This is a genomic window from Mucilaginibacter sp. GW822-FHT03E02 (assembly GCF_058801545.1).
The window spans coordinates 4405601-4431288 of the sequence record NZ_JBXANJ010000001.1; the positions used below are offsets into that span (position 1 = coordinate 4405601).

At 42.2% G+C, this 25688-nt stretch carries 26 protein-coding genes; 17 read left to right on the forward strand and 9 right to left on the reverse strand.

Features of this window, described 5'->3' with window-relative positions; translation table 11 throughout:
- Positions 1 to 50: 50 nt before the first annotated feature.
- Entirely contained in the window at positions 51 to 1010 is a 960-nt protein-coding gene (trhO, locus tag AC1RM2_RS18345) for an oxygen-dependent tRNA uridine(34) hydroxylase TrhO (RefSeq protein WP_492986624.1), read from the reverse strand.
- 204 nt (positions 1011 to 1214) lie between these two features.
- The gene (locus tag AC1RM2_RS18350; protein WP_492986625.1) at positions 1215 to 3695 is read right to left on the reverse strand and encodes a DUF5686 family protein; all 2481 of its coding nucleotides are present in this window, start codon (positions 3693 to 3695) and stop codon (positions 1215 to 1217) included.
- Positions 3696 to 3827: 132 nt separating this feature from the next.
- Between AC1RM2_RS18350 and kbl the strand changes: the two genes are divergently transcribed.
- Genes kbl through AC1RM2_RS18380 form a run of 6 tightly spaced genes read left to right on the forward strand, consistent with a single transcriptional unit; the run spans position 3828 to position 7780 of the window.
- On the forward strand, positions 3828 to 5018 hold the full coding sequence (kbl, locus tag AC1RM2_RS18355) for a glycine C-acetyltransferase (protein ID WP_492986626.1): 1191 nt from the start codon (positions 3828 to 3830) through the stop codon (positions 5016 to 5018).
- Positions 5019 to 5060: 42 nt separating this feature from the next.
- On the forward strand, positions 5061 to 5345 hold the full coding sequence (locus AC1RM2_RS18360; RefSeq protein WP_492986627.1) for a DUF6364 family protein: 285 nt from the start codon (positions 5061 to 5063) through the stop codon (positions 5343 to 5345).
- A complete protein-coding gene (locus tag AC1RM2_RS18365; protein ID WP_492986628.1) occupies positions 5335 to 5751 on the forward strand; it encodes a type II toxin-antitoxin system VapC family toxin in 417 nt (138 codons plus the stop codon). The genes AC1RM2_RS18360 and AC1RM2_RS18365 overlap by 11 nt, the downstream gene beginning before the upstream one ends.
- Positions 5751 to 6785 carry a phenylalanine--tRNA ligase subunit alpha gene (gene pheS, locus AC1RM2_RS18370; protein WP_492986629.1) on the forward strand — a complete coding sequence of 345 codons (1035 nt, stop codon included), beginning with the start codon at positions 5751 to 5753 and terminating at the stop codon, positions 6783 to 6785. The genes AC1RM2_RS18365 and pheS overlap by 1 nt, the downstream gene beginning before the upstream one ends.
- Positions 6782 to 7195, forward strand: a complete 414-nt coding sequence (locus AC1RM2_RS18375; protein ID WP_492986630.1) for a Rieske (2Fe-2S) protein — start codon at positions 6782 to 6784, stop codon at positions 7193 to 7195. The genes pheS and AC1RM2_RS18375 overlap by 4 nt, the downstream gene beginning before the upstream one ends.
- 3 nt (positions 7196 to 7198) lie before the next feature.
- On the forward strand, positions 7199 to 7780 hold the full coding sequence (locus AC1RM2_RS18380) for a TetR/AcrR family transcriptional regulator (protein WP_090652075.1): 582 nt from the start codon (positions 7199 to 7201) through the stop codon (positions 7778 to 7780).
- Between the two features lie 23 nt (positions 7781 to 7803).
- Here the strand turns inward: AC1RM2_RS18380 and AC1RM2_RS18385 are convergent, their stop codons facing one another.
- Entirely contained in the window at positions 7804 to 8172 is a 369-nt protein-coding gene (locus tag AC1RM2_RS18385) for a hypothetical protein (protein WP_492986631.1), read from the reverse strand.
- 160 nt (positions 8173 to 8332) lie between these two features.
- Here AC1RM2_RS18385 and creD point away from each other — a divergent pair, with 160 nt between their 5' ends.
- The 5 genes from creD to AC1RM2_RS18410 all read left to right on the forward strand — a co-directional run bounded on the left by creD (position 8333) and on the right by AC1RM2_RS18410 (position 13229).
- Positions 8333 to 9715, forward strand: coding sequence for a cell envelope integrity protein CreD (gene creD, locus AC1RM2_RS18390; protein WP_492986632.1), 1383 nt, complete (start codon positions 8333 to 8335; stop codon positions 9713 to 9715).
- A 278-nt stretch (positions 9716 to 9993) separates the two neighbouring features.
- The gene (gene rlmD, locus AC1RM2_RS18395; protein WP_492986633.1) at positions 9994 to 11403 is read left to right on the forward strand and encodes a 23S rRNA (uracil(1939)-C(5))-methyltransferase RlmD; all 1410 of its coding nucleotides are present in this window, start codon (positions 9994 to 9996) and stop codon (positions 11401 to 11403) included.
- A gap of 76 nt (positions 11404 to 11479) precedes the next feature.
- Positions 11480 to 11878: a hypothetical protein gene (locus AC1RM2_RS18400; RefSeq protein WP_492986634.1), complete on the forward strand. Its 399-nt coding sequence runs from the start codon at positions 11480 to 11482 to the stop codon at positions 11876 to 11878.
- Between the two features lie 108 nt (positions 11879 to 11986).
- Positions 11987 to 12496, forward strand: a complete 510-nt coding sequence (locus tag AC1RM2_RS18405) for a phosphoribosyltransferase family protein (RefSeq protein WP_492986635.1) — start codon at positions 11987 to 11989, stop codon at positions 12494 to 12496.
- Positions 12497 to 12500: 4 nt separating this feature from the next.
- On the forward strand, positions 12501 to 13229 hold the full coding sequence (locus tag AC1RM2_RS18410) for a hypothetical protein (RefSeq protein WP_492986636.1): 729 nt from the start codon (positions 12501 to 12503) through the stop codon (positions 13227 to 13229).
- 5 nt (positions 13230 to 13234) lie between these two features.
- Here AC1RM2_RS18410 and AC1RM2_RS18415 read toward each other — a convergent pair whose 3' ends face one another.
- Together AC1RM2_RS18415 and AC1RM2_RS18420 are read right to left on the reverse strand one after the other, a co-directional pair.
- Positions 13235 to 14389 (reverse strand): CapA family protein, encoded by a 1155-nt coding sequence (locus tag AC1RM2_RS18415; RefSeq protein WP_492986637.1) that lies wholly within the window; start codon positions 14387 to 14389, stop codon positions 13235 to 13237.
- A gap of 40 nt (positions 14390 to 14429) precedes the next feature.
- Complete coding sequence (locus tag AC1RM2_RS18420) at positions 14430 to 15020, reverse strand: C40 family peptidase (protein ID WP_492986638.1); 591 nt, start codon at positions 15018 to 15020, stop codon at positions 14430 to 14432.
- Positions 15021 to 15524: 504 nt separating this feature from the next.
- On the opposite strand from AC1RM2_RS18420, the gene pdhA reads away from it, so the two are divergent.
- Positions 15525 to 16520, forward strand: a complete 996-nt coding sequence (pdhA, locus tag AC1RM2_RS18425) for a pyruvate dehydrogenase (acetyl-transferring) E1 component subunit alpha (protein ID WP_477356464.1) — start codon at positions 15525 to 15527, stop codon at positions 16518 to 16520.
- A 183-nt stretch (positions 16521 to 16703) separates the two neighbouring features.
- Positions 16704 to 18344: a dihydrolipoyl dehydrogenase family protein gene (locus AC1RM2_RS18430; protein WP_492986639.1), complete on the forward strand. Its 1641-nt coding sequence runs from the start codon at positions 16704 to 16706 to the stop codon at positions 18342 to 18344.
- A gap of 125 nt (positions 18345 to 18469) precedes the next feature.
- Here AC1RM2_RS18430 and AC1RM2_RS18435 read toward each other — a convergent pair whose 3' ends face one another.
- From AC1RM2_RS18435 to pepT, 3 genes are all read right to left on the reverse strand, one after another.
- Positions 18470 to 19024: a DinB family protein gene (locus AC1RM2_RS18435; protein ID WP_492986640.1), complete on the reverse strand. Its 555-nt coding sequence runs from the start codon at positions 19022 to 19024 to the stop codon at positions 18470 to 18472.
- 225 nt (positions 19025 to 19249) lie between these two features.
- Complete coding sequence (locus AC1RM2_RS18440; RefSeq protein ID WP_492986641.1) at positions 19250 to 19744, reverse strand: GNAT family N-acetyltransferase; 495 nt, start codon at positions 19742 to 19744, stop codon at positions 19250 to 19252.
- Between the two features lie 48 nt (positions 19745 to 19792).
- Positions 19793 to 21043, reverse strand: coding sequence for a peptidase T (pepT, locus tag AC1RM2_RS18445; RefSeq protein WP_492986642.1), 1251 nt, complete (start codon positions 21041 to 21043; stop codon positions 19793 to 19795).
- Between the two features lie 74 nt (positions 21044 to 21117).
- Here pepT and AC1RM2_RS18450 point away from each other — a divergent pair, with 74 nt between their 5' ends.
- The 4 genes from AC1RM2_RS18450 (at position 21118) to AC1RM2_RS18465 (ending at position 24729) form a co-directional block, all read left to right on the forward strand.
- A complete protein-coding gene (locus tag AC1RM2_RS18450) occupies positions 21118 to 21876 on the forward strand; it encodes a hypothetical protein (protein ID WP_492986643.1) in 759 nt (252 codons plus the stop codon).
- The gene (locus tag AC1RM2_RS18455; protein WP_492986644.1) at positions 21873 to 22229 is read left to right on the forward strand and encodes an MmcQ/YjbR family DNA-binding protein; all 357 of its coding nucleotides are present in this window, start codon (positions 21873 to 21875) and stop codon (positions 22227 to 22229) included. Before AC1RM2_RS18450 ends, AC1RM2_RS18455 begins: the two co-directional genes overlap by 4 nt.
- Positions 22230 to 22353: 124 nt before the next feature.
- Complete coding sequence (locus AC1RM2_RS18460; RefSeq protein WP_492986645.1) at positions 22354 to 24099, forward strand: M14 family zinc carboxypeptidase; 1746 nt, start codon at positions 22354 to 22356, stop codon at positions 24097 to 24099.
- The gene (locus AC1RM2_RS18465; protein WP_492986646.1) at positions 24100 to 24729 is read left to right on the forward strand and encodes a rhomboid family intramembrane serine protease; all 630 of its coding nucleotides are present in this window, start codon (positions 24100 to 24102) and stop codon (positions 24727 to 24729) included.
- Here AC1RM2_RS18465 and AC1RM2_RS18470 read toward each other — a convergent pair.
- Positions 24698 to 25687 carry a hypothetical protein gene (locus tag AC1RM2_RS18470; protein WP_492986647.1) on the reverse strand — a complete coding sequence of 330 codons (990 nt, stop codon included), beginning with the start codon at positions 25685 to 25687 and terminating at the stop codon, positions 24698 to 24700. The two genes, AC1RM2_RS18465 and AC1RM2_RS18470, sit on opposite strands and share 32 nt — an antisense overlap.
- Position 25688: the final 1 nt, after the last annotated feature.

Consider the following 25688-nt stretch of genomic DNA (forward strand, 5'->3'; position numbering starts at 1 on the left):
TACATAAATGATAACAAAAAAAGCTTACCATAGGTAAGCTTTTTTTGTTATCAATCTGCCAGTTGCAGGTTATTCCTTTTATTGGTATTTACCGGCTGGGGTACTTTTACATAATAGCCGGTGCCATCATAAACCCTTTTGCGCGGGTGACTTTGGCAGGCTTCGCTGCAGCAGCCTTCCATTTTGGTGCCACATTCATCGCATTGGGTAAAATGTTCGTTGCACTCGGGATTAGCACAGTTGATCATTTTAGGGGTGGTGGTACCACAATTGCGGCAGGTTGATATCACTACCGGGTTCACACTGTTTACATCAACAGACAGGCGGTTGTCAAATACATAACATTTGCCCTCAAAATCCTGGCCGCCGGCTTCTTTGCCATATTTAATGATACCGCCATGTAGCTGGTATACTTCGGGAAAACCTTCGCGCAGCAACAGGGCCGATGCTTTTTCGCATTTAATGCCACCGGTGCAATAAGTCAGGATCTTTTTATCCTTGTATTTGGCCAGTTCGTTAATCATGGCCGGGAAATCCCTGAAGTTTTCGATATCAAGCGTTACCGCGTTTTTGAATTTGCCTAATGAATGTTCATAGTTTGACCGTACATCCAAAACAACCACGTCATCGCGGTCTTTCATCGCCATAAATTCTTTTGGCTCCAGGTGTTTGCCTGTTTGTTGCTGCGGGTTGATGATGTTAGGATCGCGCAGGCCTGAGTAAACTATCTCGGCTTTGTAACGACAGTGCATTTTTACAAATGAAGGCTCGGTAACTTCATCAACCTTAAAATCGATACCGGCAAAACGCTCATCGGCATGTACCGTATCCATATAGGTTTTACAAGCTTCGGCTGTGCCCGATACCGTGCCGTTAAGTCCCTCTTCGGCCACAATAATGCGGCCGGTTAACCCTAAGCTTTTGCAAAATTTTAAATGATCGGCAGCAAATTGCTCCGCATCGGCTATTGTTGAATAACAATAGTAAAGTAGTGTATTATATATTGCCATAATCCATTGATACTGCTGTAAACAGTGTTAAATGAGGTGCAAAGATAAGGTTTTTGGTGAATAGTTGATTGGGTGAGTAGGTTGATTGAGTTAGAATAAGTTGATTGGGTTGGAATATGTTGATTGAGTTAGAATAAGTTGATTGGTGGGTTATAAATAATTTTTAACCACTTACCTAATCAACCCAATCAACCACTCACCACTTTATCTGATTCCATAAAAGATCCTGAAGCCCTGGATGTATTTTTGGTTGCCCATGTAGGATACGCCATAGTCAACCCTGAAAATCAGGCGCTGCACGCCAACATAAAACTCTGTGTAATCGCGGTTGGCTTTGGTAGTAAGGTAATTGGCGCCAATAACTTCTTCAAGCTTGGCCTTACGCAATAGCGGAATTTTGTTAAAGATTGAGCCTGCAAAATTATGTTGAAAATGGGCTTCGAGGAAAGCGCCATTGGTACTGTAAGTATAAAAAGGTAAAAAGTGAAAACTACCCACATAGGTAGGATCGAAGGTAGTACCCTGGTTACCTAAAAAGTGATTGTAATCCATATAATACAGATTTTTATCGTTAAAGAAACCTCCGGCAGTTAATTTAAAAGATGAAAAACCGGTTAACCCAATTCTGATTTTGTTTTGTGATACATCAACAGATGTAAAATCGTAATTTACATCAGAGCCTAACACACTATTAATGCCTTTCCTGTAGTTTAAGGTTAAGGTTGGATATTTTGACGGCAGGTTAAATTTGCCGGTTGGCCGGGTTACATATTCCTGATCGAAGGTAAAGGTAGCTGATGTTGTAAATGTTAATGCCTGATTTTCGGGAAACAAAAAGGAATGATCATCGGCCGGTGTACCTGGCGGGGCCAATGGGTTATTTGATGTAAACTCCCTGTTTTTAACATCTTTGATATGCGAGTACGATGTATTGTAAAGCTGGCTACGACTTGCGTATGATAAGCTACCCGATAATAATACGCCATTGGTTACTTCGCGCTGGTATCCAAACAAACCATAATGGGTGCGGTAGTATTTTACATAGTTGTTCTCGCTCAGCAGAGTACTCAATGTATTAAAATACAGTGATCGGGTACCTACGTTGTTCAAATCCAGCACGTCGCTGCCAAACCCCGTAAAAAATTTGGCATTGTGAAAAGGATCATTTTTATAGTCGGAATAAATATTGGCGCTAAAAATTTTGTTTGAAAAGCCATAGCGCACGACTGGCGTTATACTAAAGGACTGAAAATCGTCGATTTTTTTGCTGTACCTGATCTTGGCGTTTATGCCGAAGCCTTCAACGGTATTGTAATAAAATGTTTGTATAAACGGGTGTACCCATAACGAATCTTTATTGTTGCGGCTGCTTGCATAATAGCCAAATATCAAATAGCCGGGATAATTAATATGGTTTTTGGTGTGTTGTAATGTATCCAGGTAGGCTTTGGTTTGTTTATAGGCGGCTATGCTATCCTTTTTCTGGTAATCGCGGGCTTCTTTCGGCGTTAACGGCACAGGTCGTACCGATGTCCAGTAATCTGCATTTTTAGCGTTTGCAACGGTATCAACTTTTAGCACTTCGCCAGTAAAAAAACGCTCAGGAAAGGTGGGATTAATTTTGTAGTTATTATAAATAGCTTCGTAATATCCGCCAAATGTAAAACCCAGTACTTTGCCCTTAAAATTGTATTGTACCGCTGCCGGCATCCAAACGCTATCGGTTATGGCTACGTACTGCTGGGTAATTTTTAATGTATCTATCAGGTTAAGGCTATTTAATCCTTTTTCCAGGTATAAATCGGCGCTATACAATCGCCATTCGCCATCAACTATATAAATGTCCCCCTGGAAATACTGGCCGTGGGCGCGTCGTGGGATAACCTGTATCTTATCTATTACCCTGCCATTTTCGTTAGATACACCAAGCAACTTATACCTGTAAAAAGTTAAGGCATTTGATGCCAGTGGCGATACAAAACCACGGGTGCTTAAGCCATTGATGCTGAATACGTTTTTATAAAAATTCACCTGCAAATCGGATGCCTTGTTGTAGCTAAAAGCAGTGTTGATACCCGATATGCGGTTGGCGATGGTAACTTCCCTGATTTTATCAGGCGATTGAAAGTTATAATCAGATAGCGATTCCTGCTGGTAAAGTATACCCCGGCCCATCGAATCAAGGTCGAGCGCGCGGATTACCTCTTTTGATAATAAAGCCTTTGGTGCGCTTAATAGTTTTTGTACGCCTTTTATATAAACTGCGCAGGAATATGAGGTAGCTTCTTCCAAATAATATTTTCGTTTTTTGATAACCTGTTTCATGATGGTATCGGCAGCATCGTGATTTTTGCGGTATATGGCAGCTACCCGTTCGGTACCGAAAACCTCATCGTCTAATTGTACGTTTAGGGTTTCGTCATGATTGGCTATGGTTACGCTAATCGTCTTTTCGTTAAATCCAACAAAGCGATAAGTTAAATTATAGATGCCGGGAGCAAGCTTAAACTCATATAATCCGTTTTCATTGGCTGTGGTGCCATAAGTAGAGTTGCGAATATACACCGATGTAAAAGGAATTACTTCGCTTTTGGAATTGGTGATTCTTCCCGACAAAACATATTGCTGTGCCGACGCTGTAACGGCACATAAAACAGTAAAAATCAATAGTAAGTGTATTCTCATAGTCTATCAACAATCAAATACCGTTAACCGTTGAAATGTTTTGTTTTACACTTAATAAATAATTAAAACCGATGTTGGCCCCGTCAAATGACTGTTATTGCTTAATTTTGCAGCCTTTAACCATCAACTACTATGTACAATACATTACAACCGGTTTTACAACAGGAACTGGAAGCTATTGAAAATGCAGGCTTATATAAAAAAGAACGGATTATTACATCGCCGCAGGGTGCGGATATTACCGTAAAGGGCGGGCAGGAAGTAATAAACTTTTGTGCCAACAATTATCTTGGTTTATCCGGTAACGCTAAAGTTATCCAGGCAGCTAAGGATGCAATGGATACGCATGGTTATGGTTTATCGTCTGTGCGTTTTATTTGCGGCACGCAGGATATTCATAAAGAACTTGAAAAAAAGATAGCCGAATTTTTAGGCACGGAAGATACCATCTTATATGCCGCGGCGTTTGACGCAAACGGCGGTGTTTTTGAGCCATTGTTTAATGAGCAGGATGCTATAATATCCGACGAGTTGAACCATGCTTCGATTATCGATGGCGTTCGCCTTTGCAAGGCCCAGCGCCAGCGTTATAAACATGATGACATGGCCGATCTGGAAGAAAAGCTGAAAGCCACCGAAAGCTGCCGCCATCGTATTATTGTAACCGATGGTGCATTCAGCATGGATGGTACAATAGCACAGCTTGATAAAATTTGCGCCCTGGCCGAACAATACGACGCTTTGGTTATGATTGACGAGAGCCATTGCAGCGGCTTCATGGGAAAAACCGGTCGCGGTACACATGAGTATCACCATGTAATGGGTAAAATTGATATTATTACAGGTACTTTGGGTAAAGCTTTGGGTGGTGCATCCGGCGGTTTTACATCAGGGCGTAAAGAGATTATTGATATGTTGCGCCAGCGCTCGCGCCCGTACCTGTTTTCAAACACATTGGCGCCTGCTATTACCGGCGCTTCAATAGCAGTTTTGGATATGTTGAGCGAAACTACCCAACTGCGCGACAAGCTGGAAAACAATACCCAGTACTTCCGCCAAAAAATGACCGAAGCCGGTTTTGACATTAAACCCGGTGTACACCCCATAGTGCCTGTTATGCTTTACGAAGCTAAACTGGCACAGGAGTTTGCCGCCAAAATGCTGGAAGAGGGCATTTATGTGATTGGTTTTTATTACCCGGTAGTTCCGCAAGGCAAGGCTCGTATCCGAGTGCAAATCTCGGCCGCGCATGATGTGTTCCATTTAGATAAGGCTATTGCTGCATTTACCAAGGTGGGCAAGGAGTTGGGAGTGATTAAATAATACGTGCAGATTTTTTATATTTGTACGTATAAAGGCTTTGTTATGGAAAGTACAAAATTAACCCTAAGTGTTAAATCCGATTCTGTGCCTCGCATGAAAGAATATGCGAAACGTAAGCATACAAGTGTTTCTAAGTTGGTGCAGGAGTATTTTGATAAAATAGAGGAACAGGAAAAAAAAGAAGACCCTTTAATAGAAAAATACAAAAACACAGAAATCCCTGAATGGATTCAAAGTTTAACGGGTATTTTAAAAGGGAAATATCCCGAGGACATGGATTACAAGGATATGAAGTACGAATATTTTAAAGAAAAATATGATCTATAAACGCCTATTCTTAGATAGTGATGTTTTATTGGATATGTTTTTAAAAAGGGAGTCGTTTTTCTTTTACACTCAAATTTTGTTAATTGAGAGTGAAAAAAGAAAACTCGACTTAAAAACATCGTCGTTGGTAATTGCAAACATAAATTATATATTAAGAAAGCAGATAGGCATATCTACAACTAAAGAAAGCATAAAGAAATTAGCCGAATCAATCGATATATTGCCATTTGAAAAAGATGCTATAGATTTTGCTTTAGCAAGTAACATTGTCGATTTTGAAGACGCGATTCAATGTTTTATTGCTAAGAAGAGTAACTGTGATTTAATTATCACCCGTAATATAAAAGACTATAAGAACTCCCTGATCCCGGTTTTAACAGCCGAACAATTTTTAAATACACTATAATGCAAAATAAAATAGACCAATACGCCGCCGAAATCAAAGCCTTTGCTTCTGCCAAGGCCGATGAACTGGAGGCGTTCCGCATAAAATTTTTAGGCACCAAGGGAATTATCAAAGATTTGTTTGAAGAATTTAAGACCGTAGGCCCCGAAGAGAAACGTACTTTTGGTAAAGTGCTTAATGAGTTTAAACAGCTGGCGGAAGCTAAATACAACGAATTAAAAGAAACTCATAACTCACAACTCACAACCCACAACTCAGATATCGATTTAACTTTGCCTGGCGATGGTTTTACAGTTGGGTCACGTCATCCATTGTCGTTAGTGCGAAACGAGATCATTGATATTTTTAAACGCCTTGGATTCGTAGTTGCCGAGGGGCCGGAGATTGAAGACGACTGGCATAACTTTTCGGCGTTAAATTTCCCGGAAGAACACCCGGCCCGCGATATGCAGGACACCTTCTTTATTAAAAAGAACAATGGCAAAGATGATATCGCTTTACGCACCCATACTTCATCGGTACAGGTAAGGATGATGGAGCACGGCAAGCCGCCTTTCCGCGCCATAATGCCGGGCCGTGTTTACCGCAACGAAGCAATATCTGCCCGTGCCCATTGCTTTTTTCACCAGGTAGAGGGGTTATATGTTGACGAAAACGTATCCTTTGCCGATTTAAAACAAACGCTGTATCACTTTGTACAGGAACTTTATGGCGAGGGTACCCAGGTAAGGTTCAGGCCATCATACTTCCCGTTTACCGAACCATCTGCCGAGATGGATATATCTTGTACCATTTGTAAAGGTTCGGGCTGCAATATGTGTAAATACAGTGGCTGGGTCGAGATTTTGGGCTGCGGTATGGTTGACCCTAACGTTTTGGAAAATTGCGGTATCGATAGTAAGAAATTTACCGGTTTTGCGTTTGGTATGGGTATGGAACGAATTGCCAACCTCAAATATGTTATCCGCGACCTGCGTTTATTTTCTGAAAATGATGCGCGCTTTCTGAAACAGTTCACTACAGAGATGCTATGAGGAAACTACTGGCGATAGTGCTTATTAGTTTGTGCTGTTTTTCATGTGGCAAAGCAACAGACAATATACCCAGTGTACCGGTAAACTTTTCGGCACCCATAAACGACCCGCGCCTGGCGCCGCTTACCAGTGGCGGCGGTGTAGTTTTTATAAGTGGCTATGGTGTTGCCGGGCTAATTATTTACCGTACCGGATCTGGCCAGTATGTAGCTTACGACCGGTGTAGCAGCTATCAACCCGAAAAAAAATGCGCGGTTACTTTGGATGCTTCGGGCTTTTCGGTAACCGACCCCTGCAGTGGCTCCAAGTTTTCTTTGGCTGATGGTACGCCTGTAAAAGCGCCTGCCACCAAATCATTAAGAGCATATAGTGTGAGTGTCTATAATTTTCAGATATTTGTATCCAATTGATACATGGAAGCCGATAAAATTAAAGACAGTATAAAGCGGGCAGCGCAAGATTTATTCCGCAAATTCGGTTACCATAAAACCAGTGTTAACGAAATAGCCAAAAAAGCAAGAATCGCAAAAGCCACTATTTATAAGTATTTTGATAGTAAGGAGGCGGTATTGCACATTTTGCTGATGGACTATATTAAAGCCAGTGTTGATGACCTGGTGCAGAGCAACACACCCGATATGGACGAAGAGGCCCACCTCAACAATCTTATCATGAAAACCTGCCGCTTATCATACACCGTTTGCAATGAATTTATTGGCTGGGATTTTATCCGTGAATCAACCAATTCCCAGGACTTTTTAAAAAATCTGAGCAACGAACTGGAAGAAATGCTGATGGCATCATTTATTCAGCTGCCCGGCATTCGCAAACACGAAACTTATCATCAGCGTTTGCGCTTCCTTATCAAGTGCAGCAAAAGCATTGTGTTCAGCTTCGCGTTTACCTCGGTAAGCGACTCGGACGTGCGCAAAAACTTTGTTTCTTTTCAAAAAGAGATATTGCCTTATTTGGTAAAGGCAGCTATTACGGTTTAGGTTAAACTATTTAAAATTTAACTTTATCGGCCGCTTTCTTCAACTTCCCAGATGGTTGAGTCATCAATGTTAATCGAATTTAAATTTAAAAAGCTATCTGCCTGCTGTAAATAATCATCCTCGCTGTTGCCAAGCCTGGGTATTGCTATTATTTGAGGATCAATGTTAACCCTGCGGATCCGGTCTGCAAGCAGCAGTAAGGTAACTGCTGAATAGGTGGACGACGCATCCTTGGTTAACTCACCATTCCCGTCAAAAAGAAAGTAGTCTGTCATTAAAATCGAAAAGAATTGCTTGTCGCGTTTATCGTAATAAAACACTTCTGAGAATTTTACCGGTGATTGCTGCAGACCGGTTATTAGCCAATTATATATTTGTTCCTGGGTGGTCATCGCTTAAAGATACGGACTTAAAAATAATTGAAGTATTTTAATAATATGCTTTGAAATACAAAGTTCTTTTATTTAATTTGCTTGCAGAAACAGGGGTCGTGGAAAAGGCCTATCTTTTTACACTTATACTTTGAAATACAAAGTGCCTTAATTAAATAAAATGATACAACAAGAACCAAAATCACGCGGAATATTAGACTGGCTCAAGGAGTCGGTTACCGTTAAATTACTTTTTATTGGGGTGCTGATTATTGTATTGCTCATTCCTTCATCGCTGATTAATAACCTGATAAGCGAGCGCGCGCAGCGACAGGACGAGATGATAAATGATGTATCAGACAAATGGTCGGGCGAGCAGTTGGTAACAGGGCCGGTATTGGTTATTCCTTACAGAAAGCATATCCAAAAAATGGATACAGCTAACAAGGTAACGACGCAGGATATTACGGAAAACCTTTATATCCTGCCCGATAATTTGAACATCAAAGCAGGCCTTAATACACAGATACTGCATAGAGGTATTTTTGATGTAGCGGTTTATAACTCGCTGGTTAAAGTATCCGGAAACTTTTCCAAGGCCAGCCTGGCCGGTCTTTCTTTAACAGCCGATCAGCTTATGCTGGATAAGGCGCGCCTGGTTTTTAGTATTACCGATTTAAAAGGTTTAAAAAACAACCCGGTTGTTAAAGCGGGCGGCGAAACCCTGACTGCCGAGCCTGTATTTAACAACGCCGTGTTACCAGGAGAGGGCCTGCAGGCTGCCATAAATCTATCGGGAATAAAAGATGGCGAATTTACCTTTGATTATAGTCTTGATATGAAGGGAAGCCAGGAACTTAGCTTTTTACACCTGGGCAAAACTACCGATGTGCAAGCCAGCGGCAGTTGGGCCAGCCCAAGTTTTGATGGCCGTTACCTGCCCGACGAACGTACGGTAGATAGCGGAGGGTTTAAATCGCACTGGAAAATGTTGTATTATAACCGGCCCTTCCCGCAGCAATGGGTTGATGATAACGGTCTGCTAAACAACGAGAAAAAGCAAGCCGATGCTACTTTCGGGATTAAACTTCGCTTACCGGTTGATCAGTATCAAAAAACAACCCGTACCAGCAAGTATGCCATTTTAATTGTGCTGCTTACTTTTATCTCCCTGTTTTTAACCGAGGTTATCCGCAAGAAAAGCATTCACATTTTCAATTATGTTTTGATAGCCGCGGCCATGATCATTTACTACCTGCTACTGCTATCCTTCTCTGAGCAAATTGGTTTTAACTTCGCTTACCTTGTGGCATCGGTTGCGACCATCGGCCTCGTGGCAACATTCATAGCCTCGATATTAAAAAACAGGATGGCGGCGGTGTTATTTGCTTTTATCCTATCGGTATTTTACACGTTTATTTTCGTGATCATCCAGCTGGAAGACCTGGCGCTGATGGTAGGGAGTATAGCTCTGTTCATTATTGTAGGCGTCCTGATGTATTTTTCGCGGAAGATTAATTGGGATAAGCAAGAAGCAATAACAGTTGATGCGGCACATAGCTAAATATTTTTTTTCATAAAAACCTAAACCTTATATTTATATACCATATACCGTTTTGGTATATGGTATAATATTTATTATGTTTGCATAGCAAATTTAAATGTTATGAGCCGTGAACTAACAGATTTTTCAAAACAGGTAGATGAGCAGTTCGATATTGAGTTTAATCCATTAACAGATATTGTAAGTTATTTAATGGGTTTATTTCTTTAATGTTGCTGCTTTTTCATCTTAATTCTTGATTCTAACTTCTTGATTCTGATTGTTACCTTTGCAGCCTGATGAATAAAGTTGCAAAACAGAAGTTTTTTGAAGACGTTCGGATAATTGATATTGCCGAAGAAGGTAAAGGCGTGGGCAAAACCGACGACTTTGTGCTTTTTGTTGATAAAGCCATCCCCGGCGATGTTGTAGATGTACAAGTTTACAAAAGCAAAAAGAATTTTGGCGAAGGCAAAATTTTTAGCCTGAAACAAGCTTCGGAGTACCGTACCACTCCATTCTGTGAGCACTTTGGTACCTGCGGTGGCTGCAAATGGCAGCACATGACCTATGAGGCGCAGCTTAAATTCAAACAAAAATCTGTTGCCGATGCCCTTGGCAGGATAGCCAAAATTGATGTGGATGGCATTATGGATATTATCCCGTCGCCTGCCGACCGCTATTACCGTAACAAGCTGGAATATACTTTTAGCGATAAACGCTGGCTGTACGATGGCGAAAACAAGGAAGACGAAGCCTTAAACATGAATGCCCTGGGTTTTCATATCCCCGGCCGTTTTGATAAAATATTAGATGTTAAGCACTGCTACCTGCAGGCCGAACCATCAAATAGCCTGCGTAACAGTATCCGCGACTTTGTGATGGAGCAGGGCTATTCATTTTATAACCTGCGTAACCACGAGGGAGCACTGCGAAACCTGATTGTACGTACATCGTCAACCGGCGAGATAATGGTTATCGTGGTATTCGCTTACGTAGAACAGGAAGAGGTGGATAAGCTGATGAACTTTATTGATGCCGGTTTCCCGGAAATAACATCATTATTATACATCATCAACCAAAAGAAGAACGATACCATTTTCGACCAGGATGTAATAGCCTTTAAAGGCCCCGAATACATTCATGAGGAAATGAACGGGATTAAATTTCGTATCGGCCCAAAATCATTTTACCAAACCAATAGCATCCAGGCCCTGCGACTTTACGAAATAACCCGCGAATTTGCAGGCTTTACAGGTAACGAGCGGGTATATGACCTGTACACCGGTGCCGGCACCATTGCAAATTTTATAGCAGGCAGCGTAAAAGAAGTGGTAGGGGTAGAGTATGTGCCCACTGCCATCGAGGATGCCAAAGTAAATTCAGCAATTAATGATATCACCAACACTAAATTTTACGCGGGTGATATGAAAGATGTATTGGTTGCCGAATTCGTGGCTGAGCACGGCAAGCCGGATGTGATCATCACCGACCCGCCGCGTGCAGGTATGCACTCCGATGTGGTTGCCCGCCTGATGGAAATTGAGGCGTCTAAAATTGTTTATGTAAGCTGTAATGCCGCTACCCAGGCCCGCGACTTGCTGGTATTAAAAGAAAAATACGATACTGTAAAAATACAACCCGTAGATATGTTTCCGCATACACAGCACGTGGAGAATGTAGTATTATTGGTGTTAAAAAGTTCATAGTTGATGGATCATGGTTCATGGCAGAACAACGAAACACTATTGAAATTAACGAAATAAAAACAGCAAGTCAGAATATATGCAACCGGAAGATCTGTTAAACCCGGATAATGAAAACCAGCCTCAGCCGGCCAAAAATAGTCCGCTGCTGAGTCTGGAGCGCGATCTTAAATTTTTTAAAGATTCGATACACGAGGTCGCCATCGAAATTATGGTGGAGGGGTTATCATCATATCCAATTTTTATAGCCCATCAGCACGAGCTAAAATTAGGCGAATTGATACTGGACAGGCACGATTTGAATTCAGATTGGAGCATTCACGCATCAACCCTTGAAGAATTTACCGAACGCGGTGTGGTTAAACCGGAATTGAAAGAGCGCTTTATCAACAGTTACAAAAATCCTAATGAATATATGTGCGTGTTTGTAGTAGTGCCCGAGGGCGCAAACTTTGTTTATGTGCCCTATAAAAAATAGATTGTGCGGCGTTTAAACTTGAAACGTTAAAACGGACTTGTATATTTACCACGCATAAAACCAACATTTGTAACGGTTCATCGTTAAAACTTACAAAGCTTTCTTCCCATGCCCGAAAAGAAACTCCTGATATTAAACCGGCAGCAGATACAGCAAAAGCTGGACCGTATGGCTTACCAGATACTGGAAGATAATTTTGACGAGGAAGAGATACTGATAGCCGGCATACTGCCCCGTGGCAACCACATAGCTGGGCGCCTGAAAGCCATTTTGGATAACATCGCTCCATTTAGCAGCAAGCTATTATCTATCGAACTGGATAAACAAAGCAGCAGCCTGCAGGCCAAAATAGATTTTGACGTAAATGCCTGCAGTAATAAAGTAGTGATACTGGTTGACGATGTATTAAATAGCGGCAAAACCCTGGCTTATGGCTTTGGCGTTTTTCTGGATGTGCCGTTAAAAAAATTACGCACGGCTGTTTTGATAGATCGTAATCACAAAAGCTTCCCGATAACTACTGATTTTGCAGGCATGGCATTATCAACCGTTATAAAAGAACACGTAGATGTAGTGATGGATGAAGAGGGTGAAGAAGACGCGGTTTATTTAAGATAAACCGATGAAGGGAATAACTGGCTGCCTGCTTACTGCCGTGCTTTTTGCATCCTGCCATGACGATGCGCCACAGAAAATTATAAATGTTTTTAGGCCGGCTTTAGCTAATAATAAACCGGTATCCACTAAAAAGTACGGTTTCAGTGAGGGATTTTGCGGACAAAATATCTATCTCAACAGCGATTCTACATTTACCTGGGTGCATGCCTGCGAAGGACAATCATCTTCAAGTGTAGGGAAATGGGAGGTAACCGGCGATAGCGTGCGGTTAACGCCCTATCCCCAAAAAGCCGATAATGTCTCGTACCGGGTTTCGTTTAGCAAATCTATTCATGATTCGCGGGTTGTTATTATGATAGCCGACAAAACAGGCGCTCCGGTAAAGGGTTTCGTTATACTTCCATTTAACAACAAGCCGGCATTTACATTTACCAACAAGGGGGTAATGATGGGCGATAAAAGCTATAAACTATCTTATTTTCAGGATAACATGAGTACGGATAGCACCGGTACAATAAGGTTATTAAAATCCGAAAAGGATAGCCTCGATTTTTCAAAGCTGTATGCCTTAACAGGCAAAACATTCAGGATAAGTACCAGCAACCTGCCCGATACCATCAGGCTGATAATAAATATCAACGGTATTGCTTTTGCCGGATACCAGGTAAGGTATTTGGCAGATCGGCCTCAAAAGTTTAAGTATACCGGCGGCAACCTTATTTTAAAGAAATAATAAGTTTAGTTTTCCGACACATTGGCGGTTATCTGGCCTTCGTCAGATATATTGAGTATGCCTTCAGGAAAATCGGTTTCAGTAAGTTCCCTTATTCTGGTAGCGGCACGGTTTAGGGTATCCCTTTCCAGGCCTTTATCATGCGCCTGCCTGAACGATAGGATCTGCCCGCTTAAAAATTCTCCCTTTTTATTAACGTAAACTTTTAACATTGGCGCAAGCCCGCAAACGCCGGCAACGCTAACGCAGCGGTATGTGCAAAAATTGCCCAGGCTATAGGCAATTAGCCTGTTTTTGTACATTTCCATAGCGCGGTTAACATGCGGGCCATTGCCAAAAATAAGGTCGGCGCCTGCATTAATAGCATTATGGGCAAATGCGTATACGTCGCCACGTTTTTCGTTAATAAAGCTTTCCATTTTACGGGGCACATGCTCATAATTAACACCTTCGCCACCACCATGAAAAGATACGATGACCACATCACACTGTTGTTTTAATTCGCGGATGATGCTGGCCGCCCCTTTTAAATCGAGGATAGGAACCGTGTTGGCATTGGGCGCAAATGAACAAAAGCCGTATTTTATGCCGTTTACTTCAAAAACTGTTGATGGCTTTATCAGCAGCCCCGCATAATTAATACCAAGGCTATCCAACGTTTGTGTGGTGCTGTTGCGGCCTTTAATATCAAAATCACTGATATGGTTATTGGCCAGGCTAAGCAGGTTAAAACCTGCATTTTTTAAAACCGAGGCGTATTTTGTAGGCATCCTGAACAGGAAGGCCTTACTTTTTTGATGCAATTTGTAATGTGCAGGATCGCCAGAATCTAATAGCGATCCTTCAAGGTTACCAAATATCACGTTTGCGCCTTTCAGCTCGGGCTTTACCGCATTAAAACTGTTTATGGCGCTATCCGGCGGCAGTGTGGCATTATTAGGGTACGACGTGCCCAGCATAATATCGCCCACGGCTGCAATACAAAGCGAATCGGGTAAAACGGCTTGGGGTTTTGGAGATGCCGGTTTGGGGGCTACAGCCTTTTGTGGCTTTACAGCAACAAGTTTTGGTGGCGGTGTTTGGCAAGCCTGCAAAAGTATAACCAGGCAGGTTATAACAGGCAGTGAACAAGGTTTGGTATAAAAAAAAAGTCCCTTCATATTTATGACGGGACTAAATTAAGTATTTTATTGAATTTCTTTAGTTGCTATTATCGTCGTCGGTATTTGTTGCAACGTTGCTGTTGGTTAGCTGGTCTTTAAATGAGGCTAACAAACGGCCACCTTTATAAAAGTAACGGCTGTAATAATTATCGTCGAGACTGCTGATGGCCACGCCTCTTGATGATGCATGGGCAAACTTTCCATCGCCCAGGTAAATGCCTACATGCGAAATACGGCGGCTGTGAATTTTAAAGAAAACAAGGTCGCCCTCTTTTAAATCGTCTTTACCAACAGGGTTAACCATGCTGAAAATATCGCGCGAACTTCTTTTAATATCCAGGTTAAAAACCTCGCTGTATAACTCTTTGGTAAATGCCGAGCAATCGATACCTTTTCTTGACTCTCCGCCAAAATGGTAAGGGGTGCCTATCCAGTCATAAACAAAGTGAAAAAGTTTCATGTTTGAGGTGGCTGATAAAGCAACACCCATAATTTGAGATAGGTATGTTTTTGCTAAACCCTCTTGTTCGTCGGTTTTATCCTCGGTAACAGCTGGGGTGGTTTTTGTTTGAGCTTGCGAAGCTAAAACAATGAACATTAGGGCAATAGCCAGGGCAAATTTCTTCATTTAATCCGTTAAAGTTGTTGTTAGGGCCAACAAATTGTTTATTAAATTAGACACTTTGTCTATCGTTGAATACAAAACTATCCATATTTTTTAAATTTGCAAATAAAACGTGCTTTTTTTTCAAAAAATATAAATATAAGGGCCTTACTAAAAATGTTATTAATATAAAGCTAATCCTATTACGAAGGATCAATATTTATGGTTACCCTTTTTGTGCATGAATCAGAATTTATTTCAAAATTGAGTAAAAAAGAATCTGAAAAACAGGACGATTGCCGTTTTTTAGCGGTTCAAACACAGAAAGTTAGCAAAAATGCTTTGGTGAAAATTAAAATCGGCCTTATAAAGTTTGGCAAATCAAACAAAATGCTGCCGATATTGCTTACAAAACGCACGGTGTAAGAAATAAAAAATAAAACTGCATAACATTTGGCTCTGGTTTCGATAATTTAAAGGATATAATTAGATTTGCGCTTTACTCCAAGAAATTGACTGTTTAAATACATGAGTTCAATCGAAATAACTAAGGACACTTACCTGATGTGGTACGAACAAATGCTGTTGATGCGTAAGTTCGAAGAAAAGACAGGACAACTATACGGGCAACAAAAAATCAGGGGCTTTTGTCACCTGTACATTGGGCAGGAGGCTGTATTAGCCGGTGCCATGTCTGTAATGAAACAGGAAGACAGCATGATAACCGCTTACCGCGATCACGCACATGCTTTGGCTAAAGGTGTAGAGCCTAAAGCTATCATGGCCGAAATGTATGGTAAAGCAACCGGATGCTCAAAAGGCAAAGGAGGCTCTATGCACATGTTTGATAAAAGCAAACACTTTTACGGCGGTCATGGTATAGTAGGTGGCCAGGTACCGCTTGGTGCGGGTGCTGCGTTTGCCGAGAAATATAAAGGTACTGAGTTTGTGAACATCACATACATGGGAGACGGTGCTGTACGCCAGGGCGCACTTACCGAAACCTTTAACATGGCCGCACTTTGGAAACTACCTGTAATTTTTATTTGCGAAAATAATGGTTACGCCATGGGTACATCTGTTGAGCGTACAACCATTCAAACTGATATTTATAAATTAGGCTTGCCTTACGGTATCCCTTCATCTGCAGTTGATGGCATGGACCCTGCCGCTGTACACGTTGCTATGGACGAAGCTATATCACGTGCCCGTGCAGGTGAAGGCCCAACCTTTTTAGAGATGCGTACCTATCGCTTTAAAGGTCACTCCATGTCCGATCCGCAGAAATATCGCACCAAAGAAGAATTGGAAAGCTATAAAGCAAAAGATCCGATTGAAATGACCAAACAGACTATTGTTGAAAAGCAATATGCCGACGATAAATGGTTTGAAGAGATTGATGCCAAAATTAAAGCTATTGTTGATGAAGCGGTTCAGTTTGCCGAAGAATCGCCATGGCCTGAAGCATCTGAACTATATACCGACGTATACGTTCAGGAAGATTATCCATACATTAGAGATTAATTAAGTCGAAAGTCTTAAGCTCTAAGTCTTAAGTTTTTTGACTTAGGAATTAAGATTTAAAAGGTTTTGAATAAATAGCAAGTCTTTAGCCATAAGTCTTAAGTTTTTTTGACTTAGAACTTAAGACTCCAGACTTAGGACTTAAAAAGTTATTGCTAAAATTATAACACATATAAAAAGTATATGGCCGAAGTAGTTAAGATGCCTAAAATGAGCGATACCATGACCGAAGGGGTATTGGCTAAATGGCATAAAAAAGTTGGCGATAAAGTAAAATCTGGCGATGTATTGGCCGAGGTTGAAACTGATAAAGCTACCATGGATTTTGAATCGTACCAGGATGGCACCTTGTTATTTATAGGTGTTCAGGAAGGTGCAGCCGTTCCGGTTGATGCGGTTATTGCAGTAATTGGTAAGGAAGGTGAAGATTACAAAACCGCGCTGGCTGATAGTGGTAGCGAGTCTGCCGCGAAGAAAGAAGAGAAGGCCGCCGAGCTGGCGCCTATTGCCGATAAAAAAACAACAGCCACCGCGGCGCCAAAGGTTGATTTATCAAGCATCCCGGCTGCGGTTATACGCATGCCGCTTTTAAGCGATACCATGACAGAGGGTACCATTGAAAAATGGAACTTTAAAGTAGGTGATAAAGTAAAAGCGGATGATTCATTGGCCGATGTGGCAACCGATAAGGCTACTATGGAAGTTGTGGGTTATGAAGCCGGCACTTTATTGTACATTGGTGTAAAAGAAGGTGAAGCAGTTGCTGTTAATGGCATTATTGCTATTGTGGGTAAAGAGGGAACCGATATTACGCCTTTATTACAGGCTGGCAGTGATGCACCTGCACCTGTTGCTGAAGCGGCTCCTGAAGCCAAAATCGAAACTGCTGATGCCGCGCCTGCAGCTTCAGCAACATCTGCAGATGACAGCCGCGTTAAGGCATCGCCACTTGCACGTAAAATAGCAAAAGATAAAGGCATCAACCTTAATGATGTAAAAGGCAGCGCAGAAGGCGGCCGCATTATAAAAAAAGATGTTGAAGAATATACACCTGCTGCCAAACCGGCTGCTGAGCCAACACCAGCTGCTGCACCTGCCGCTCCTGCAAAAGCCCCTATTGTATTGCCAACTTATACCGGCGAAGAGAAATTTACCGAAAGGGCTGTTACACAAATGCGTAAGGCTATTAGCCGCCGCTTAAGCGAAAGCTTATTTACTGCTCCGCATTTCTACGTAACCATGAGCATTGATATGGATCAGGCTATTGCAGCTCGTACCCGCATTAATGATGTGGCCCCGGTTAAAATATCGTTTAATGATTTTGTGTTAAAAGCCTGTGCTGTTGCCCTAAAACAACATCCTGCTATTAATTCATCATTCCTGGGCGATAAAATTCGTACCAACGAGCATATTCACATTGGTGTTGCCGTTGCTGTTGATGAAGGCCTGCTGGTACCGGTAATTAAATTTGCCGATGGTAAATCGTTAAGCCATATCTCGGTTGAGGTAAAAGACTTTGCAGGCAAAGCAAAATCTAAAAAATTACAACCTGCCGAAATGGAAGGCTCAACCTTCACCATATCAAACCTTGGTATGTTTGGTGTAGATGAGTTTACCGCTATTATTAACACACCAAATGCTTGTATACTTGCAGTAAGTGGTATCCAGGCAGTTCCGGTTGTTAAAAATGGTGCTGTGGTGCCAGGTAACGTAATGAAGGTAACCCTGAGCGCAGATCACCGCGTGGTTGATGGCGCTACTGCCGCAGCATTCCTGCAAACGTTAAAATCGTTATTGGAAGAACCGGTTAGATTGCTGATATAATTTTGATTTCGGATTTCGGAATTTCGATTTCGGATTTAAATATAGAGAGCGATGGGGGTTATACTTCATCGCTCTTTTTTTGTATCCGCGTACAGTCCCGCTCCTGCGGGATGGTAACCATGGTGTCAGCTTCCAGCTGACGCGGTAAAGCCCTGTGCAAGGGCAATCAATTTATGTACATGCCTGTAAGCATGGTAAACAGCAACAGTAGCCCATTCCAGCCGTGTAAGTAAGCCTATTCCGGTAAATTCGGGCGCAAGGCAGGTGCCTGTCAAATCTTGATTGCTCACAATCTCTTTAAGCTTCTCAGAAACCAACGAAAGCTCATCTGCCAGCGGGGCTTTATCATATTCCTTATCATCGGGTATTAATGTAGGGGCCGCAGGGTATTTGGCATCAAAATCTAAAAATATACCTTTTATGGCATCAACATATTGATCGGGACTGCGCAAGGTAACTTTTACCGGGCCGTTTAAAGTTGAAACTGCGCCCTGCAACGAAAGCCTCAGATGCTCCAGATGCTGCGCCGGTGTCCATGATCCCGGCTGTGGTACACGATTGAAATCGGCAGGTTTAAATGATGCGATAACTTGCATCAATTCATTAATAGTCGAATCAAGCGAAATAGTTAAGGGCTTTGGTAAATTGTTGCTGGGTGCGTTTATAGTCTGCTTCTCCATAGTGCTGTTGATTGATACTCAAATATCGGCAGGCGCAATATTATTCGGCCGGGGCAATATGGACATTTTAAGGGCGATTTGCGACAGTATTCGCTTTCGATGTCATTGAGTTAAGGGGCTTTTCGCGCAAAGACGCAGAGGCGCAAAGTGATTTGCTTATTTTTCCCGGCGTCTTGTCTATCTGGCCATCCCGATAGACAAAGGGCAGGGGCTCAATCGGGGGCATTATAACTCCTTTCGCATCACATAATCATTCATCCAGTAAGGGCCAATGGTAATATCTTCTTCGTAAGCAACAACAAAGCCCATTTTTTCATAAAATGATTTGGCCTGGTTATACCGGTTTACGTTGAGCTCGAGAATTTTTTTTCCTGCCTCCCTGGTTTTTTCCGCTACTTCGTTTATCAATATTTTGCCGTAGCCTTTACCCTGCGTTTGGGGCAGGCAATATAATTTATGCAGTTTATAGATGTCGGGGTTTTCATCGCGCGGCGAGTATGCAGCAAAAGCAACGGGAGTGCCTTCTTCTTCCAGTAACAAGTAGGTTTGCAGGTTATCGCTTACCTGTTTTTCTATTTTCTCTGCCGAATAAATCTCGGCCAGCATAAATTCAATCTGTTCGCGCTCCAATATAGCCGAGTAGGTTGCCCACCAGGTGGTATCGGCTATTTGCAGTATGGTATCAACATCGTTAAGTGTTGCTGTCCTTATAGTATACATTTTTATATTTCTGTTATTCTTCAAAATCGCTTTACGCCTTAAGCTTTATTAAGCTTTTTCTTCCCATATCATACAAAGGTGCAAAATGGTTTCTACCGCCTTTTGCATATCCTGTACCGATACCCATTCCTGCTTGCTGTGAAACGCGTGTTCGCCGGCGAAAATGTTGGGACAGGGCAGGCCCATGAATGATAGCCTGGAGCCATCGGTACCACCTCTTATGCTGCACAATTTGGCGGTTAAGCCAGTGCGGTTTATGGCTTCCATTGCGTTGGCAACAATTTCAGGGTGCTGCTCCAGTACATTTTTCATATTGCGGTACTGCTGGCTGGTAGTTAAGGTGTATGACGAATTTGGGTACCACTTTAAAACCTCGTCGGCCGTTTTCCTAATCACATCGGCATGGCTTTTCAAATTATCTTCGTCAAAATCGCGGATAATAAAATCAATGCCTGCTGTTTCTACATGGCCATCTATACTCACGGGGTGCACAAAACCCTGCATTGCCTCCGTGTGCTCTGGCGATAATTCATCCGGCAAAGCCGCTATAATTTCACCTGCTATTTTTATGGCGCTTTCCATTTTGCCCTTCGCAAAGCCGGGGTGGGCGCTTACACCCTGTATAATCAACCGGGCACCATCGGCACTAAAGGTTTCATTTTCCATGTTGCCGGCGCTTTCGCCGTCAATGGTATAGGCCGCATAAGCGCCAAGTTTGGCAATGTCAACATGTTCTACCCCATGTCCAACTTCTTCGTCGGGGGTAAATAAGATCCTGATATCGCCATGCGTTATTTCGGGATGGTTGATCAGCTGGTAACAGGCATCCATAATTTCGGCAACACCGGCTTTGTTATCAGCGCCCAGCAGGGTTGTGCCGCTGGCCGTTATTACATCGTGGGCCAATTGATTTTTAAGGTCGGGATGATCGGCCAGTTTAATAACCTGCGTGTTATCATCGGGAAGTATAATATCCTGTCCCTGATAGTTTTTATGTACAATGGGTTTTACATTGGCACCGCTGCAATCAGGGGCGGTATCTACATGCGAGCAAAAGCAAATTACAGGCACCTGTTTATTTGTATTTGACGGAATGGTTGCGTACACATAGCCAAATTCGTCCAGGTGGGCATCATGTACACCCATGGCCAGCAACTCATCAACCAATAAGCAGCTTAAATTTTTTTGCTTTTCTGTTGATGGAAACGTAACCGAAGTGGGGTCTGATTGCGTATCAATGGCAACGTACCTTAAAAAGCGGTCGGTCACTGTAAAATTTAGCGGGGAATTAAAACTCATAAGCTATATTAGTGAAATTTTCGGGCCGTTTGTAAACCGGCATGTGCTTTTGTAAATATTGATAAAAATTAACATTGAAAAAATATATTCTGTTTTTTGTTTTAGGCTTTACGATTGCAACAGCTAAGGCGCAAAGTGGGTTTAACTATTACGAGTTTGGTGCAGGTTTTAGCGCAAGCTACGGCAAAGCCGAAGCAGATTTAAAAAAGCAGGATTACCATCCGGCAGTTAGCTTGAATTTTGTTTACAATTATAGCCCGTTTTTGCCCATTACTGCCGAATTGCAAAAGGGTACCTTCTCTGGTGGTGGTGCTTTAAAAAGCCAGGATTTTTCGGGCCGGTATTTTACCAATTCATATTTATCGTTTAATATTCATGGCGATTTACAGGCAGGTGAAATACTTGATTATAGCGATAGTTGGGTTTTAGACCGGATTAAAGGTTTATACATTGGCACAGGTATTGGGTTTATATCCAACAACATGACGCGTATTGAGCGTTTTAACAGGTTTCCGGAAAACGGAGTGGTGTATCCCGACCCCAATTCGGCTGAAGGGTTCCAGGGAAAAAACAACAGCTTGAACCTTATTATTCCTTTAAGGCTTGGTTATGAGTTTAAAATTTTTGATGACTATGATCAGCCCAGGTATGGTATAGATATTGGTGTTCAACACTATTTTGCTCCGGGTGAAGGTCTTGACGGTTATAACGACCCCACATCAAAATATAAAAATAATGCTACAGATCAGTATACCTTTGTAACCATTGGGTTTAAATATAACTTTGGTAATACAACTTCATACGTTAAACTCATCAGAAAATTCCAGTATTGAACGTAGAAGAATTGCGCGATTATTGCCTGCAAAAAACAGGTACAACCGAAGGCCTGCCCTTTGGCGAGGAAACGCTTGTGTTTAAAGTTGCCGAAAAGATATTCCTGTTAATTGGCCTTACAGAAGGCAACCGCTTTAATGTAAAATGCGACCCCGAACTTGCCATTGAACTGCGTGAGCGATACCCGGAGGTTATTCCCGGCTATCACATGAATAAAAAACTATGGAATACCGTTTATATGGATGGCTCATTAACCCGCAAGCAGCTTTGCGAAATGATTGATCATTCCTATGACCAGGTGGTAAAAAGCCTGCCTAAAAAAGTTCAGGCAGAACTCTCGGATTTAACATAGCAGTAAACAAGTTTTTTTGCAGCTGTTTTAACTCTTGATCCCCCTCCGTTTGTAACGGAATTATTCCACATCTTAACCCCTTGAATCTTCACGCTTGATTCTATCTTTGGACAAAAGCAATTTCATGAAATCATTTTTATCAGCCATACTTCTTTTTTTTATTGGGATAAGTGCAAAAGCTCAGTTAACCCCTTTTGAATTAAGCAAGGATAAAAATTACACAGCTACCTATGCCGAGGTTATCAGCTATTATCAGAAGCTTCAAAAGCTCTATCCCCGGCAAATGAAATTGATTAACTATGGCACTACGGATGTAGGCAAGCCGCTAACGCTGGTGGTGCTTTCAAAAAATGGTGTTTTTGATCTCGCGCTGATAAAAAAACAGGATAAACGCGTATTACTTATAAACAACGGCATCCACCCAGGCGAGCCGGAGGGTATTGACGCGAGCATGATGCTGGTGCGTGACTTGTTGAAAAAGAACCAATTGCCGAAAGATGTAGTGATTTGCCTGATAGCGTTGTACAATATTGATGGTAACCTTAACCGTGGCCAAAGCCGGGTAAGCCAAAACGGCCCTGTAGCCTATGGCTTCCGTGGCAACTACCGCAACCTTGATTTGAACCGTGACTTTATTAAGGCCGATAGCCGCAACGCGCTTGCTTTTACACAGATATTAACCACCTGGAAACCCGAGGTGTTTTTAGATAACCATACCAGCGACGGCGCCGACTATCAATACGTGATGACGCTTATAGAAACCCAGAAAGACAAGCAAAACCCGATACTGGCCGATTACACCTCAAAAACACTGACACCGTACCTTTATAGCCACATGAAAAAAAGCGGCTATGAGATGATCCCTTATGGAGCCGGGGAGGAAGGCTTACCAGATTCGGGCATCGTGAGTTTTTTAGAAACTCCCCGTTTTGCAACCGGCTTTACTGTCCAGCATAACATCATCAGCTATATTACCGAAACCCACATGTTAAAAGCCTTTGATAAACGGGTTTATGCAACATACGATTTTATGCAGCATTTGATTGATATAAACCAGCGCGACGCTAAACTTATAGGCGATCTGAAGAAAAAAGCCGATGCTGCCGTTATCGGCCAAAAAATATTCCCCTTAAAATGGGAGGTGGATATGAAAACAGTGGATACCATCACCTTTAAAGGTTACGAGGCCGGCTACAAAACCAGCGATGTAAGCGGGCTAAAACGCTTGTATTACGACAGAAATAAGCCGTACACCAAAGTCATCAAATTTTACAACACCTATAAAGCAACCGCAACTGCCGATAAGCCGCTGGCCTATGTAATACCACAGGCATGGGGCAAAGTGATAGATTTGTTTAAGCTGAACGGTGTAAAAATGCAGCAACTGGCGCACGATACCACGTTAAACCTGCAGATGTATTATTTTGGCGATATTAAAACACCAACACGCCCCTTTGAAGGCCACTACCTGCATAGCAGTGTACAATTAAACCCGGTTGATATGCCCGTAAAATTTTATGCAGGCGATTACGTTGTATATACCAACCAGGCCATTAACCGGTATATTGTAGAAACATTGGAACCACAGGGTATAGATTCTTTTTTTGCCTGGAACTTTTTTGACTCGGTGCTGGGCGAAAAGGAATACTTTTCTGACTATGTTTTTGAAGATAAAGCCGCCGACCTGCTAAAGAAAGACCCCGCCCTGAAACAAAAGCTGGATGATGCCAAAGCAAAAGATTCGCAACTGGCCAACAGCGCGCAGGCACAGCTGTTTTTTGTATATAAAAATTCGCCTTACTTTGAAAAAACATACATGCGCTACCCGGTGGGCCGCATTTTAAACGATACTAAACTCGACCTTAAATAAATGGAAAACCTTATACTGGCCCCCGTAGCCTCGGTAATATTTGCACTAACTATTCTTGTTTCTTTAATAGCCTTCTCTAACCAAAACCTGTACGGTAAGCTTATACTACACCCGTACAATGTATCGCGCGGGCATTATGTTTATACCATCATTACCAGTGGGTTTATTCATAAAGATTGGATGCACCTGCTTTTTAACATGATGTCATTTTACTTTTTTGCTCCAGTTTTGGAGCAAACTATTGGGCATTGGCAATTTGGTATGCTTTATTTTTTAAGCCTGATAATAAGTGATATGCCTTCGGTTTTAAAACACAAAGAAAATTATAGCTATTATAGTTTAGGCGCGTCGGGTGCAATAAGTGCGGTAATATTCGGGTTTATTCTTCATTACCCCTTAGCCAAAATGGGATTGCTTATTTTACCCATATTAGCACCAGCATTCGTATTCGGCATCTTATACCTGATTTATTGTAGTTACGCATCCAAATATAGCCGCGATAACATTAACCACGATGCACATTTATATGGCGCTTTAACTGGTTTGCTGATTTGTTTTCTGCTTAACCCACCTGTGCTATCAAACTTTTTTAGCCAGATTAGCGGAGCAATTCAATCGTTGCTGCACTAACAAAATCGCCATTGGCATTAAACAGGAAGCTCATGGGCGCGTTGGGGTTTTTGATGATCTCTAACAGCAGGAAGCCCCAGTTTTTCCAAAAGTTTTCCAGCACCTGGCCGTAAATTTTGTTCATCCAGTCATCAAACAGGGGTTTGCTGCTGGTGCCGCGTAAGGGGGCGGCTTCTATGTAAATGGTATCGCCCACGGGCATTACCTCGTACTCGGGCAGGCGGTTAAACAGGTAGGCCGAGTAAAAGAACCGTGCGTTCACTTCCTCAAACTGGATGGGGTGTAAAGGTTGATCGGCTATTTTATCCAGCATCTCCTTATGATAGCGGCCGTTTGAGCCATTATCCTGCAGGCATATAACCAAACCAAAATCATTTATCCGCAACGAGAAGGTGAGCGTGTTGATTTCATCGCGATAGCCAAAAACATTATCGGCGTTGTCAACCTTAAATAAAGCAATGCTGTAGGGTTTAAAGCCATCCAGCTCGATAGGCAGGTTAAGCGTTTGCAGCATCAGGTGCAGGTTGCTAAACCGGTGAATAATAGCCTGCGAAATATTAAACTCCTCGCCCTGCGCATGCTGCTGGCGGATGCCTGCCTGAATCTCGTTAAAAATTATCCCGTATAATAATTTGCCGGCCCACTGAAAAAGCTTCAACTCATCAAGTTCTTTTACAGCTTCATAGCCCGTTTCAAACGCGGCGGCTATTTCGGCCTCGAGCGGCTCCAAATATTGTTCGTTTATGGCGGCGCTGCAAGGTAGTCTCAGGTCCTTATACGTGGCCATACTTTCGTCGAGCAATTTAAAGGGCTGGTCTTCCAGGTTATAACGGCTCATGAGCCATTGCGGAAAAACCTGTATCTTTTCTTCTTCAGAATTTAAAGCCTCGCCCGTAAGGAAACATTTGCTATTACTGAAATTAAAACGCTGAAACGGTGAATAAATTTGTGCCGGCATG